Below are 13,300 nucleotides of genomic sequence, written 5' to 3'. Positions count from 1 at the left end.
CGTGCGCACGGTCATCATCGGCGGCGGCATCACCGGGCTCTCGGCAGCCTATGAACTGGTGAAAGCCGGCCGCCGGCCCACGATTGTCGAGCAGCAGCCGCAGTTGGGCGGCGTCATCCAGACGGATACGGTGGAAGGCTGTGTGCTCGAGGGCGGACCGGACAGTTTCCTCTCGGCCAAACCGGCGGCCAACGAACTGATCAAAGAGATCGGACTGGGCGACCAGCTGATCAGTTCGAACGACGCCTCGCGCATCACCTATCTCGTGAAGAACGGCCGACTGGTGGCGATGCCGGACGGGCTGATGATGATGGTGCCGACGAAGATCCTGCCGGTGGCGGTGAGCCCGCTGCTGTCGTGGGGCACGAAGATCCGCATGGGGCTGGAGTACTTCCGCAAGCCGCCCGCGCAACCGCTGCCGGACCGCACGGTGGAAGATTTCATCCGCGATCACTACGGGCAGGAGACGGTGGACTATCTGGCGGAGCCGCTGCTGTCGGGTGTTTACGGCGGATCTGTGTCGCGGCTGAGCGTAGGCAGCGTGCTGGCGCGCTTTGTCGAGCTGGAGAACCGCTATGGCAGTTTGACGCGCGGGGTGCTGGAGTCGCGCAAGAAGGCTCCGAAGACGGCCACACCGGCGCCGCTGTTCCAGACTCTCAAAGGCGGGCTGGCGCAGTTGACCGATGAACTGCAGCGGCGGATCGACGGACAGTGCGAGGTCATCACCGGACGGGCCGAGGGTGTCGAGAAGGCGGAGACGGGTTACCGCGTTCGCGTGAACGGTACGGCGGTCGAGGCGGAAGGGCTGATCATGGCTTGTCCCGCCTGGCAGGCGGGCGTACTGCTGCGCGGTGTGCAGCCGCGGTTGTCCGAACTGCTGGAAGGCATCGAGTACAGTTCGTCGGTGACCCTGGCCTTGGGCTACCGCCGGGCCGATTGCGGCCGCATCCCTCCGGGGTTCGGATTCCTGATTCCTTCGAAAGAGCGCAAGACGCTGGTGGCCTGCACGTTTGTGGGGGCGAAGTTTCCATTCCGGGTGCCGGACTCGCATGTAGTGCTGCGGTGCTTCCTGGGCGGGGCTGGTCACGAAGCGATTCTGGATCGCGGCGACGACGAGATTGTGGCCACGGTGCGCGCGGAGCTGCGGCAATTGCTGGGCTGGGATACGGAGCCGGCGTTTGTGCGGATCCGGCGGTGGCGCAAGTCGATGGCGCAATACACGGTGGGCCATGCGGCGCGCGTGCAGGAGATGCGCGGCTTGCTGCGCGGCCTGGATGGGCTGCACCTGGCGGGCAATGCGTATGAAGGGATTGGCATCCCGGATTGTGTACGGACCGGCCGTGCGGCGGCGCAGGCCCTTGTTCGCACCGCCTGAAGTTTGCGCCTAAGATACGTCCGCCAGGCCTCGCGACCGGCCTTGCGCGTTGCTACCATCAACATATATGAAGAAGTTTTTACTTGCTGTTCTCGCCGCTTCCACGGTCTGGGCCGGTGAAGCGGAGGATAAGCGGTTGCAGGAAGCCTCGACGGTCCTCGGCGAAATCATGTCGACCGGCGACAAGGCGATTCCTCAGGACCTGTTTTCGAAGGCACAGTGCGCGGTGATTGTTCCGGCCATGAAGAAGGGCGGATTCATTCTCGGCGCGAAGTATGGGCGCGGTTTTGCAGCATGCCGGGAGGCGGACGGGAAGGGCTGGACGGCTCCGGTGGGTGTGCGGGTGGAAGGCGGCAGCGTAGGTTTCCAGATCGGCGGCGCGGAAAGTGACGTGATCATGCTGGTGATGAGCCAGAAGGGCATGGAGCGCCTGCTGGCGAGCAAGTTCACACTGGGTGGTGAAGCGACTGTGGCGGCGGGTCCGGTGGGCCGGGACACGACGGCGCAGACGGATGCGTCGATGCGGGCGGAGATTCTGTCCTGGTCGCGGTCGCGCGGTGTGTTTGGCGGTATCGCGCTGCAGGGTGCGACGCTGCGCGCTGATGAAGATGTCGACACGGCGCTGTACGGCTCCGGTGTCGATCGCAAGTCCGTGCTGCAGGGCAAGAAGCCAGTGCCGCCGGCGGCGAAGGGTCTGGTCGACCTGTTGAACAAGTACTCCGCTTACAAGGGCAACTAAGGGATTTGGGCAGCGGCCTGGGATGCGACAGGAACCATCCGGCCGTTGTCCCGGATCGATTGACGGGCCGCTTCGACGACCGCCTCGTTGTAGCGTGAATTGGCCGGCGTCGCCATTACGCCGGCCTCATCCCACTGAGTGAGTAGCTGCTGGCGGGCCGCCAGGTCCCTGCCTTGCATCTCCAGGGCCCGCTCCACGATGTAAGCGGTGGAACGGTAGCCATAGCCGACGGGCGTCAGTCCGGGGCCTCCCACATCCACATACTGAAAATAGTCCGGTGACGGCTCGGCATAGGTGTTCATGCCATCGCCGCCGGGGTTGGCGGTGTAGCAGTACTGCATGCCGCGGAACTGATCAGAGTGATGCAGCCAACCGCCCACCTGGCCATTGGAGCAGTACATCGTCAGGCTTTGCATATTGGTGCCCGGAGCGGCGTCAGGGAAGCCGAGGGCGTTCTGGACGTTGAGACAGGCTCCGTTGTCCCAGAGCACGCGGGCATCGGTCCACAACCAGCCTTCGTTGCCATTGGGGAACTTGTCCCTGATGCCGTAGACGCTGACAGCGGTGGGCCTGAGGCCCGTGACGAAGGCGACGAGGTCGACGTAGTGGCAGCCGATGTAAGTGAAGGCATCGGACGCGTCGACGGTGAACCAGTTCTGGAAGTTGGAGTGGCGGTAGTACCACTTCTCGAGCAGGCAGGCTGTCCCGAGCTTGAATTCGCCGAAGAGGCCGCTCTGGTAGCGGCGGCGGGCGAGCAGCGAGCGGTCGTCGAAGCGCTTGTGGTATTCGATGCCCACAAGGAGGCCGCGGGTCCTGGCTTCGTTCTCAATCTCGATGGACTGGGCGACGGTGAGCACCAGCGGCTTGACGCAGAGGACGTGTTGATCGTGCCGCAGGGCGGTCATGACTGCATCAAAGTGGACATCGTCCGGCAGGGCCACGACGACGAGCTGGTAAGGCGGGAGTCCGGCGATGACTTCGGAGTAGGGCTCCAGGCGGGGCCGGAACGAGTGGCCGGGAAAGGCGCGCAGGATGGGCTCGGCCGCGGCGAGTTTGTCGAGGGTGGCGGCGTGACGGGCGCAGACCTCAACGGGTCCAACGAGCCCCATCCGCTGCATCTGGTAGACGGAAGGCAGGATCTGGTCGTGGGCGATCATGCCGCCGCCGATAATCGCGATTTGCATGGTACGGCTCCGTGGATCCTTAAGCCTGGACAACGGCGTCGGCGGAGGCGGCGGCGCGCTCGGCGAGCACTTCACCGAACGCTTCTTCGAGCACCGCGCAGCCTTCGCGCACCGCTTCGGCCGTGATGGTGAGCGGCGGAGCGATCTTGATGGTGCAGCCGGCGGGGCCGACGGGCGAGAACATCAGCAGGCCTTTTTCGATGCAGCGCCAGACGACGGCGTGGGCGAGTTCTCCATCTGGTTGTTTGTGGGCCTTGACGCAGGCCAGGCCGGCGACCAGGCCTTTGCCGGCCAGGTAAGCGGCCTGCGGGAAGCGGGCTTTGACGCGGCGCAGGCCTTCCTGCAGAACCTCACCGACGACGGCGGCGTTGTGAGGCAGGTTCTCTTTCACGATGAGGTCGACGTTGGCCAGCGCGGCGGCGCAGCAGATGGGGTTGCCGGTATGAGTGGAGGATGCGGAGCCGGGGTTCGGCAGATCCATGAGTTCCGGCTTGCCGACGATGGCGGAGATGGGGAGTGAGCTGGAGATGCCTTTGCCCCAGGTGGTGAGGTCGGGCAGGACTCCGTAGTGCTCGAAGCCCCAGAGCGTGCCGGTGCGGCCGAAGCCGGCCTGGACTTCGTCAAAGACGAGCAGGGCGCGGTGGCCGTCGCACCACTGGCGCAGGGTCTTGATGTACTGCGGCGGGGCGAAGGCGGCGGTGCCGCCCTGGTAGGTTTCGAGGATGACGGCGCAGACCTGGCTGGGGGCGACACCGTTCTCGGCGAGGGTGCGCTCGAAGAGTTCAAAGCTGGTGTCCTCGGTCCAGTAGCCGTCGGGGAACGGGACCTGGACGAAGCCGGGATCGAGGTTGCCGATCCATTCCTTGAGGACCGGGATGCCGCCTACCTGCTGGGAGCCCAGGGTGCGGCCGTGGAAGGCTTTCTCGAACGAGACGATGACGTTCTTGGAGCGGCCGCCGATCCTGTGGCCGTGGATGCGGGCGATCTTGACAGCGAACTCGACGGTCTCGGAGCCGGTGGTGAGCAGGAAGATCTTCTTCAACGGCTCAGGCATGAGGCCGACGAGGCGTTCGCAGAGTTCGGCGCGAATGGCCGAGGGGAAGCAATAATTCGTGAGCAGCGTGTGCTGGGCCTGGGCGCAGATGGCGTCGGCGATCTCTTTGCGGCCGTGGCCGGCGTTGGTGATGAGGACGCCGGACGACCAGTCGAGCCACATGTTGCCCCAGGCATCGTAAACTTGGAAGCCTTCGGCGCGGTCCCAGACGACGGGTGGTTGGCCGGCCATGGCGCGCAGTTCAAAGTCGTGGAGTTTTTGAAGGATCGGGAGTGACTCCGGCACCGGGAACTGGGTGTGGATGCGACGGAACGAGGTCTCCACGGCGGGGACGGGGCGCGGTGTAAAGGAAGGGTCACTCATGAGATCTATTGTGAGGAATGAAGCGCGGGGGTGCAAATTGCGATTCGTGGGGTGACAGAAAGGTGGAGGGTTTGAGGGGGGCGGCCCCGAGGGGCTGGCGACGAGGGAACGGCTACTCGTCGCGCAGCACTTCGAGCGGGCGCTGGTTCAGGATTCGGATGGATGCGGCCCAGCCGGCTACTACGGCCAAGAGCGTGGTCAGGGCTATGGTTGCCGCGTTGGGCAGCAGTTCGAACTGGAAGCGGGCGTCCAGCAGGCGAAGGAGCAGTACCCGGGCGAAGATGGTGGCCATGGCTCCGCCCATCAGGCCGGCTACCGCGCCCAGGATCGCGAACTCGACGGAGAAGATCGATACCAGGACGTTGCGGCGGGCTCCGATGGTTTTGAGGACGGCGGATTCGCGGGTGCGGCGCAGGCGGGTGCCGGCGACCGTCGAGGCCAGGATGATGGCTCCGGCCAGGATGGCGAAAGCCGAGATGAAGCGGATGACCAGGGCGACCTGGTCGACCACTTCCTGCACGATGTTCATCACGTCGGCGGCGTTGATAACCGTCACCGTCGGGAACTGCTTGTAAGCGTCACGCTGGAACGTGGAGACCTTGGTGGGCGGCAGGCGGACGGCACCGAACCACTGGGTGGGCAGGCCCTCCAACGCAACGCGGTTGAAGACGAAGTCGGGTTCGCCGCCGAAGCGGACGGCTTCGACACGGTGTACGGAGACGACCTTCACGTCGAATTCCCGGCCTACGGAACTCCAGTGGAGCGTCATGCCCGGTTCGATCCTGAGATTCGTGGCGGTGCGTTCCGAGACCGAGGCGGCGGGCGTCTTTTCTCCGGGCTGCCACCAGGCGCCTTTGCGGATGATGACGTCGGGGAGTTTATTCTCCGACCAGGTGACCTGGGTGGTGAAGCTGCGGCGGCGGCGCGGGCGGCCCTGGTTGTCCGTGGCCTGCGGGCCCTGCTGTGGAATGTTCAGGTCCTCAATGGCTGTGCCGTTGATGGAGACCAGGCGCGCGGCGATGAGAGGGGTCAGGGTCGGCTTGGCGGTGAGGTCGGTGCGGCTGTCGAGGAACTGCTTCACGGCTTCCTGGTCGCGGCTGGTGATGTTGATCATCAGCACGTTGGGCGAGCCTTTGGGCGCGGCTCCGACGACCTCGACCAATAGGGACTTCTGCACCAGATAGATGGTGAGGGTGAACATCACACCGATGCCGAGGGCAACCAGGACGCTGGTGGCGTGGTTGCCGGGACGGTAGAGGTTGGCCATGCCGTGCCGCAGGGCGACGGGCAGGCGGACCGGGGTCCAGCGGAGGAAGAGCTTCAGGCCGCGAAGGAGGAGCCAGGCGACCAGGGCGAGCAGCAGCAGGGCGACGGCCAGGCCGCCGACGAAGTACGAGCCCATCTTTACGGATTCGGCCAGCCAGGCAGCCACGCCGCCGAGTCCGGCCAGGATCAGCACACCGCTGAGCAGGGCGGGCCACTGCATGGCCAGGCGCTTGAGCAATTTCGGTTTCACCTCGGCCATTTCGCGGCGGAAGATGAGGGCCGGCTTCACCTGGCGGACCGCCAGCAGCGGCGGGATGGTGAACAGCAGGGTGACTAGGACTCCGGCGAGGATGCCTTCGAGGGCGAAGGACGGGTTCCAGGGAATGCTCTGGAACTGGAAGTAGCGGGCCAGCAGGAGGGGAAAGAGGCGCTGTACGATGCCGCCCACGGCCACGCCGGCGAGGCCTCCGGTGAGCCCCAGCAGCAGGGTCTGCAGCGTGTAGATGCGGATGATCTGGGACGACCGCGCGCCCAGGCATTTCAGGATCGCGATGGTGTCCAGGCGCTGCTGGATGTGGGAATAGATCGCCGTGGCGACACCGAGGGCGCCGACAATCAGGGCAATGAGGGAGACGAGACTCAGGAAGGTCGTCGAGCGGTCGAGCGCGCGTGTGATGAGGGGATTGGTGTCGCGGTAATCCACCACCATCGATTCCGGGAAGGCCTTCTTGAGGGCGTCGAACATCTGCGCCACCTGGATGCCCTGGGCCGGCAGTTTAAAGAGGAAGCGATGGGAGGCACGCGAGCCGAAGGTCATGAGGCCGGTGCGGTCGAGGCCTTCGCGCGTGATCATGATACGCGGGCCGACGTTGAGGGAGCCGGTCATGCGGTCGGGCTCCATGCGGACGACGCCGCAGACGCGGAACTGGGCTTCGCCGAGCTTGACCGTGGAGCCGACGGAGAGGTTCAGGCGCAGCAGCAGGTCGTCGGAGACGGCGATGGTGTCGGGCGTGAGGGCCTTGGAGAGCGGTTGGTCCGGATCGAGCCGGACTTTGCCGTAGTAGGGGTAGACCTGAGGATCGACAGCCTTGACCGAGACCAATGCGGGGGTGGCGCCCTCGGCGCTGAGCATGGAGACGGTTTCAGTGATGCGCGTGAGCTGGGCGCCGCGTTTGAGCCAGGACTGGATCTCGGAGTCCTGCGCCGGGGTAAAGGGCATGAACTGGCGAATGGTGAGATCGGCCGCCATGAGGGTGCGGGCTTCGCGGCGCAGCGCTTCGTGGAAAGCGGCGGAGAAACCGCGGACTCCGGTGAGGGCGCCCACTCCGGCGGCCACGCCGAAGATGACGAAGATGAATTTGGGGGCGGAGGCACGGGCTTCGCGCCACGCCATGCGCCAGGCAGCGGTTTGGAACATCAGGCGGCGTCCTTGCGTTCGTCGGAGACGACGGCGCCGTCCTTGAGGGTGATGATGCGGGTGGCGTAGGTGGCGAGGTCGCGGTCGTGGGTGACCAGGACGAGGGTGGCCCCTTCCTGGCGGTTCATCGAGAGAAGCAGGTCGAGCACCTGGCGGCCGTTGACGGAGTCGAGATTGCCGGTGGGTTCATCGGCGAGCAGCAGCGGGGGCTGGCGCATGAAGGCGCGGGCCAGGGCGACGCGCTGTTGTTCGCCGCCGGAGAGCTGGACGGGGTAGTGCTCGCGGCGGTCTTCGAGGCCGACGGTGTCGAGAAGAAGGCGGGCGCGGGCCATGGCTCCGCTGGAGACGTCGCCGGCGAGTTCGGCGGGCAGTAGGACGTTTTCCTCGGCGGTAAGGGTGGGGATGAGTTGATAGCTCTGGAAGACGAACCCGATCTTGCGGCCGCGCAGGTCAGCCAGCGCGTCTTCGCCGAGGTGGGAGATCTCTTCCCCATCGAGATGAATGGTGCCCGTGGTGGGAGCGTCGAGGCCCGCCAGCAGGCCCAGCAGGGTGGATTTGCCTGAGCCCGAGGCGCCCATGATGGCCACGAACTCGCCTTCCTGGATATCCAATTCGATGCCGCGCAGGATCTGGACGCGGTGCGTTCCGGTGTCGATGGACTTCGTGACGCCGCGGAGGGAAAGGATGGATTTTGCCATGCTTGCAGGTACTTCCCTTATGATTGCAGTTGAGGGCCTTTCATTCTTGAAAATCCGATCTGGGATGAGTTTCCGATGGAGAATCTGCTGGGTGGGGGTAGCCTTGCTGATGGCTGCCTGTTCGAAACCGGAGCCCCAACCGGAGCCCGCGGCCGAACCCGCGCCTGCCGCGGCAGCCAAGCCGGCGCCGGAGCCCGTGGAGACTGATACGCGGCCGGTGATTGTTGCGTTTGGCGATAGCCTCACAGCCGGGTACGGCCTGGAGCCGGGGCTGAGCTACGCCGACTTCCTGCAGAAGCAGTTGGACGCGAAGGGTTATCACTACCGCGTGGTGAACCAGGGGATCAGCGGCGATACGACGGACGGCGGCGTGACCCGGGTGGCTGAAGCAGTGCGCCTGAAGCCAGCGGTGGTCATCCTGGAACTGGGCGCGAACGACGGGTTGCGCGGCCTGCCGGTGGAGTCGACCGCGGCGAACCTGACCGAGATGGTCGACGCGTTCCAGAAGGCGGGCGCGAAGGTGGTCTTGTGTGGCATGACGCTGCCCCGCAACTACGGGCAGGATTACATCAGGAACTTCGAGAAGGTGTTCCAAGAGCTCACCAAAAGCCACAGGCTGACAATGATCCCCTTCTTTCTGGAAGGTGTGGCGACCAGGCCGGAACTGATGCAGAGGGACGGGATGCACCCGACGGCAAAGGGTACTGAGAAGGTGGCGGGGACGGTGCTGAAGTATCTGGAGCCGTTGCTGAAGAAGTAGGGCCGGTGGTTGAGGCCGGCCCTGGATCGAACTAGCGGTTGAGGGTGGCCGCCGGATGCGGGTTGATCTCATCGCGAGACACCTTGCCGTCACGAATGGTGATGATGCGGTGGGCGTACTCGGCGATGTCGCGCTCGTGGGTGACCAGGACGATGGTGTTGCCCTGGGTGTGGAGCCGTTCAAACAGCGCCATGATTTCCACGCTGGTGGCGGAGTCCAGGTTGCCGGTGGGTTCGTCGGCCAGCAGGATGGAGGGGTCGTTGACCAGGGCGCGGGCGATGGCGACGCGCTGGCGCTGACCGCCGGAGAGCTCGTTCGGCTTGTGATACATGCGCCGTTCGAGGTCAGTGATGCGCAGCGCGTGCTTGGCGCGCTCCAAGCGCTCTTCGGCCGGGATGCCGGAGTAGATCAGCGGCAGTTCGACGTTGTGCAGCGCGGTGGCGCGCGGCAGCAGGTTGAACGTTTGGAAGACGAAGCCGATTTCCTTGTTGCGGATGCGGGCGAGTTCGTCGTCCGACATATCGCTCACCAGGTTGCCGTTGATGAAATAGTCGCCTTTGGTCGGCGTATCCAGGCAGCCGATGAGGTTCATCAGAGTGGACTTGCCGGAGCCGGAGGGTCCCATGATGGCGACATACTCGCCGCGCTTGATCTCGACATCGCAACCCGAAACGGCGTGGATCTCCTGGTCGCCCATGATGTAGGTTTTCCAGAGGTCGTACGTCCGGATAACGATGTTGTTCTGCTTCAGCTCCGCGCCGCGGGCATTCTTTTCCTTCACAATTGCACTAGCCATTGGGATCTCGTTCTTTCTTTGTTCCGTTCGGCGCTCCGGCCTGCTTTACGGCTCGGCCTTGACTGGAGCCTTGTTGTCGACCTTGACCTTCGCCTGATTGCGCAGGGTCCGGATGATCTTGTAGCTGCCGGTGATGATCTCTTCGCCTTCCTTTAACCCGCTCACCACTTCGATGTCGGTCGCGCCGGTGATGCCGGTCTTCACCTCGCGGAACTCGGCGGCGCCGTTTTTGACGACGAATACGCCTTGCAGTTCTTCCTTCATCTTTTTCTGCTTATCAGGATCGGCGTTGGTTGCGGCCTGAACGTTACCCTGTTTCGCTTCGGGCTCGAGATCCCCACGTTGGCGTACAGTCAGCGCCTGGATCGGGATCGCCAATGCTTTCTGTCGCGTAGCGGTGATTACCTTGGCGGTACAGGACAAACCGGGGCGGATTTCCGTGGGCGGAGTGTCGAGGGCGATCACCACTTTGAAGTCTTTCGCCTCCTGGCTGGAGACGGCGCTCTGGCTGGCGGCCAGGCCGGTGGAGCGCAGGATGGCCGTGTTGCCGATCTCGATCACGTGACCTTTGAAAGTCTGGTTCGGGATGGCGTCGATGGTCACGTCGGCCTGCTGGTCGAGTTTCACATTGACGATGTCGGTCTCATCCACCTTCACCTCGGCTGTGATCAGGCTCATGTCGGCGATGGTCATAATGAGCGACGCGGCGGAGTTCTGGACGCCGGGCACCACGGTTTCACCGACGCGGACAGGCAGGTTGGTGACAATGCCGTCGATGGGGGAGACGGCGTTATGCTTCTGCAGGACGTCGGAGAAGCGGCTGAGGGTGGCGCGCGACTGAGAGACACGGCGCTGGCTGCCGGACAACTGGGCGGCGGTCTGCTCGCGCTGTGCCTTCATCTGGCTGAGCCTGGCCTCGGATTCCCGCAACGTAGCGGCGGCCGAGTCGTAGGCGGCCTTCTTGGAATCGAACTCCGCCTTGGCCACCAGTTTCTCGTTAAACAGTTGGCGGGCGCGTTCATAGTCCAGACGGGCTCGTTCCAGTTCAGATTTCGAGCGGTCGATGCCTGCCTGGGAAGTATGCAGGTTCTCGTCCATGGCCTTCAGTCCGGCTTCAGAGGCGGACGAGTCAGCGAGGGCGGAGTTCAATCCAGCCTGCTGGGCCTGGACGTCGGCCTGCGCCTGGACGGATTCGAGCCGCGCCAGCACCTGGTCGTGGTGGACTCGATCGCCTTCCTTGACGTTGATGTCGACAATTCGGCCCATGACGTTCGCGCCAATGTTGACGTAGTTCCTGGGCTTGATTTCGCCCGACGCAGTCACCAGACTCGTCAGGTCCTGTTTTGCCGCTTTGCCCGTCTGCACGGAAACGATTCCGCGCTGGCTCATTTTGACGCTGGCAACCGTGCCACCGCCGACCACGAGAACGGCACCCACTCCTAAGATCCACTTCCACTTGCTCTTCACGAGTTCACAGCTCCTGTCGAATAAAGACGCTAACCGTCGCCAATTTGTTCTCTTCTTTAATGCCCGAGTTGACTTTGGTGGTGATCGGCATGGCGCCCGAATCTTCTCGCGTCAGCGGGTTTGCGACCACTAACATTATAGACGGGCCGAATGGGATGAATATTCCTTACTCACGCGGAAGCCGAAGAAATTCCTCATCGGGGGGCTTGGCACCAGCAGTACCAGTATTGATGCGATTGAAGTACCTCGGTGTAGACCTTACAGTAGGAAGGCGGTGGCGGCTGCGGCCCGTAGAGAGTGTTCCGTACGCTCGGAGGAGTCCGGGTCCCCCCACCGCACTTTTGTCCGCCCGCCCTAAGCATTTCCCTGATCCCTAAAGTAAGGGATCCGTAGAACCGATAGGACTCTTGTGCGGGCAGTTGAACATCCCGAAGTGCTGGCCGAGGCCGCAGCTGGGCTCAGTCACCAGTTGCAGGCCCACCTGCAGTGGATGGCTGAACTGCTGGCGCCGCATCTGGCGGGGTTGGAGCGTAAGTTCCTGGTCCAGCTGAAGAAGCAGAAACTGGACCCCAGCCAAAGGGAGTCCCTGGCCTCTATCACTCCAGGCGCCGCTGCGCAGTGCCTGGCCGCCGGCGAGCCGCTGAGCCGCTTCCTGGAGAAGGTCCAATACCGGGGGCGAAGGCTGGCGAAGCTGGGCCTTACCCCATCTTCGGTCGTTTCGGCCCTGGGTGAGTACGACAAGCTGTTGAGTGCAGAGCTGCTGAAGCGCTGTGCCGACCAGGCCGCCAACCTGGGCTGGGTCCGCAACCAACTGCACTTCCTGGTGATCCTGAGCCTGAACAGCGCGTTCTACCAGGTGCGTGAGGGCGAGAGCCAGGCATTCTACGAGTTATTCCGGGTGGAAGTGGAATCACGCACCCTGGACGAGATGTTGCCGCGGTTCCTGGCGGCCCTGCTCACGTATACGGGCGCTGACGACGGCAGGCTTTACCTGCTGGAAGATGGCGAGGAGAGCTGGATCTCCCGGGGCGCGTTGCCCGGCGAGGCGCAGATCGTCTCCTTGTGCACTACCCCTAAGGTACGGCGAGACCTGGCGCGGCCGCGCTGCATCGAAATCGGGACTGATACGCGACCCATGGTGCTGGATAAGAAGTGGCACCGGTCGTTCCACACCTGTTGGTCCGTGCCGCTGTGCGCCGAAGGCAAGCTGCGCGGGGTATTACAGTTTGCCTTCCGGAAATCCTACGAATGGATGCCGCGGGAAGTGGAACTGCTCTCGGCGGCGGCGGAGCGCTGCTGGCTGGCAGCCGAAAAGGCGCGGTTGCTGGAAGATCTTGCCCGGCGTGAGGAGCAGGTCCGGCGGCTGGCTGAGCACATGGTGGAAGTGGAAGAGTCGGAGCGCCGGCGCATCAGCCGGGAGCTGCACGACGAGGCGGGCCAATCGCTGCTGTGCGTGCGCCTGCAGCTGGAGATGCTGGAGCAGGAGCTGCCGCCGGAATTTGCACCCTGGCGGAAGCGCATGGGCGAAGTGCGGGAGATGACGGAGCACACGATCATCGAGATCCGACGCCTGATTGCCGCGCTGAGTCCGGCGATTCTCGACCAGATGGGGCTGGCTCCGGCGCTGCGTCAGCTGATTGGGCGGTTCCGCAATCTTCACTCGGCGGAGGTAAGGTTGCAATTACCTCGGAGACTGGACCTCCCTAAGAAGATGTCCATCATCCTCTACCGGTTGGTCCAGGAGATTTTCAACAACATCGCTAAGTATTCTCTGGCCGCCCGCGTAAACCTTTCCGTAGATTCCGCCGATGGATGTCTGAGAATGCAAGTCGAGGACGATGGTATCGGCTTCGACGTGGAAGAGGCTTTCTCCCGCCGGGATTGCTTCGGTTTATCGGGCCTTAGAGAGCGAGTGGCTCTGTTGGGAGGCGCGCTGGAAGTGCGCAGTCTCCGCAAGGCGAAAACCGCGGAATCGGCCGGTTGGTCGGACCTCAACCAGCGACGGGAAAAAGCGCATACCGGAAGGATTGGTATTGACCGGCACGGGACGATGATCCGGGTGGTCCTTCCACTGCCCCCACGAAACGATGGGGCAGAGCGGTTAAAACGAACTGTACAGGTTGGTTAGCCGGCGATGGCCTCCGCGAAATGCGGTGTGGCCCGCCGAACTTAAAGGCTCTT

Annotated in this window: 10 protein-coding genes; 4 read left to right on the top strand and 6 right to left on the bottom strand. The window is 63.9% G+C overall.

The window, feature by feature from the left end:
* Position 1 precedes the first annotated feature (1 nt).
* Both hemG and ACR9Y2_RS05225 read left to right on the top strand, forming a co-directional pair.
* Entirely contained in the window at positions 2 to 1,375 is a 1,374-nt protein-coding gene (gene hemG / locus ACR9Y2_RS05230; protein WP_435040002.1) for a protoporphyrinogen oxidase, read from the top strand.
* A 67-nt stretch (positions 1,376 to 1,442) separates the two neighbouring features.
* Positions 1,443 to 2,114, top strand: a complete 672-nt coding sequence (locus ACR9Y2_RS05225; RefSeq protein ID WP_194447639.1) for a lipid-binding SYLF domain-containing protein — start codon at positions 1,443 to 1,445, stop codon at positions 2,112 to 2,114.
* On the opposite strand, the gene ACR9Y2_RS05220 is transcribed toward ACR9Y2_RS05225, so the two are convergent.
* The 4 genes from ACR9Y2_RS05220 to ACR9Y2_RS05205 form a co-directional block, all read right to left on the bottom strand.
* Positions 2,111 to 3,298: a Gfo/Idh/MocA family protein gene (locus ACR9Y2_RS05220; RefSeq protein ID WP_435040001.1), complete on the bottom strand. Its 1,188-nt coding sequence runs from the start codon at positions 3,296 to 3,298 to the stop codon at positions 2,111 to 2,113. The two genes, ACR9Y2_RS05225 and ACR9Y2_RS05220, sit on opposite strands and share 4 nt — an antisense overlap.
* A gap of 19 nt (positions 3,299 to 3,317) precedes the next feature.
* The gene (locus ACR9Y2_RS05215; protein WP_435040000.1) at positions 3,318 to 4,715 is read right to left on the bottom strand and encodes an aspartate aminotransferase family protein; all 1,398 of its coding nucleotides are present in this window, start codon (positions 4,713 to 4,715) and stop codon (positions 3,318 to 3,320) included.
* A 112-nt stretch (positions 4,716 to 4,827) separates the two neighbouring features.
* Positions 4,828 to 7,398 (bottom strand): ABC transporter permease, encoded by a 2,571-nt coding sequence (locus ACR9Y2_RS05210; RefSeq protein ID WP_435039999.1) that lies wholly within the window; start codon positions 7,396 to 7,398, stop codon positions 4,828 to 4,830.
* Positions 7,398 to 8,096, bottom strand: a complete 699-nt coding sequence (locus tag ACR9Y2_RS05205) for an ABC transporter ATP-binding protein (RefSeq protein ID WP_435039998.1) — start codon at positions 8,094 to 8,096, stop codon at positions 7,398 to 7,400. The genes ACR9Y2_RS05210 and ACR9Y2_RS05205 overlap by 1 nt, the downstream gene beginning before the upstream one ends.
* A gap of 64 nt (positions 8,097 to 8,160) precedes the next feature.
* Here ACR9Y2_RS05205 and ACR9Y2_RS05200 point away from each other — a divergent pair, with 64 nt between their 5' ends.
* Positions 8,161 to 8,856, top strand: coding sequence for an arylesterase (locus tag ACR9Y2_RS05200; protein ID WP_435039997.1), 696 nt, complete (start codon positions 8,161 to 8,163; stop codon positions 8,854 to 8,856).
* A 31-nt stretch (positions 8,857 to 8,887) separates the two neighbouring features.
* On the opposite strand, the gene ACR9Y2_RS05195 is transcribed toward ACR9Y2_RS05200, so the two are convergent.
* Both ACR9Y2_RS05195 and ACR9Y2_RS05190 read right to left on the bottom strand, forming a co-directional pair.
* Positions 8,888 to 9,652: an ABC transporter ATP-binding protein gene (locus ACR9Y2_RS05195; protein ID WP_435039996.1), complete on the bottom strand. Its 765-nt coding sequence runs from the start codon at positions 9,650 to 9,652 to the stop codon at positions 8,888 to 8,890.
* A 45-nt stretch (positions 9,653 to 9,697) separates the two neighbouring features.
* A complete protein-coding gene (locus tag ACR9Y2_RS05190; RefSeq protein WP_435039995.1) occupies positions 9,698 to 11,119 on the bottom strand; it encodes an efflux RND transporter periplasmic adaptor subunit in 1,422 nt (473 codons plus the stop codon).
* Positions 11,120 to 11,528: 409 nt separating this feature from the next.
* Between ACR9Y2_RS05190 and ACR9Y2_RS05185 the strand changes: the two genes are divergently transcribed.
* Positions 11,529 to 13,247, top strand: coding sequence for a GAF domain-containing sensor histidine kinase (locus tag ACR9Y2_RS05185; RefSeq protein WP_435039994.1), 1,719 nt, complete (start codon positions 11,529 to 11,531; stop codon positions 13,245 to 13,247).
* Positions 13,248 to 13,300 lie beyond the last annotated feature (53 nt).

This window comes from Paludibaculum fermentans, assembly GCF_051172195.1.
In the GTDB taxonomy this organism is placed as follows: Bacteria; Acidobacteriota; Terriglobia; order Bryobacterales; family Bryobacteraceae; genus Paludibaculum; species Paludibaculum fermentans_A.
The sequence above is the reverse complement of the archived record's forward strand: the minus strand, read 5'-3'. Positions and strand labels throughout refer to the sequence as shown.

Bases quoted from the DNA above. Each gene is read 5' to 3' on its own strand.
- ACR9Y2_RS05225 (WP_194447639.1), top strand. From the start codon at position 1,443: ATGAAGAAGTTTTTACTTGCTGTTCTCGCCGCTTCCACGGTCTGGGCC.
- ACR9Y2_RS05220 (WP_435040001.1), bottom strand. From the start codon at position 3,298: ATGCAAATCGCGATTATCGGCGGCGGCATGATCGCCCACGACCAGATC.
- ACR9Y2_RS05215 (WP_435040000.1), bottom strand. From the start codon at position 4,715: ATGAGTGACCCTTCCTTTACACCGCGCCCCGTCCCCGCCGTGGAGACC.
- ACR9Y2_RS05210 (WP_435039999.1), bottom strand. From the start codon at position 7,398: ATGTTCCAAACCGCTGCCTGGCGCATGGCGTGGCGCGAAGCCCGTGCC.
- ACR9Y2_RS05205 (WP_435039998.1), bottom strand. From the start codon at position 8,096: ATGGCAAAATCCATCCTTTCCCTCCGCGGCGTCACGAAGTCCATCGAC.
- ACR9Y2_RS05200 (WP_435039997.1), top strand. From the start codon at position 8,161: ATGAGTTTCCGATGGAGAATCTGCTGGGTGGGGGTAGCCTTGCTGATG.
- ACR9Y2_RS05195 (WP_435039996.1), bottom strand. From the start codon at position 9,652: ATGGCTAGTGCAATTGTGAAGGAAAAGAATGCCCGCGGCGCGGAGCTG.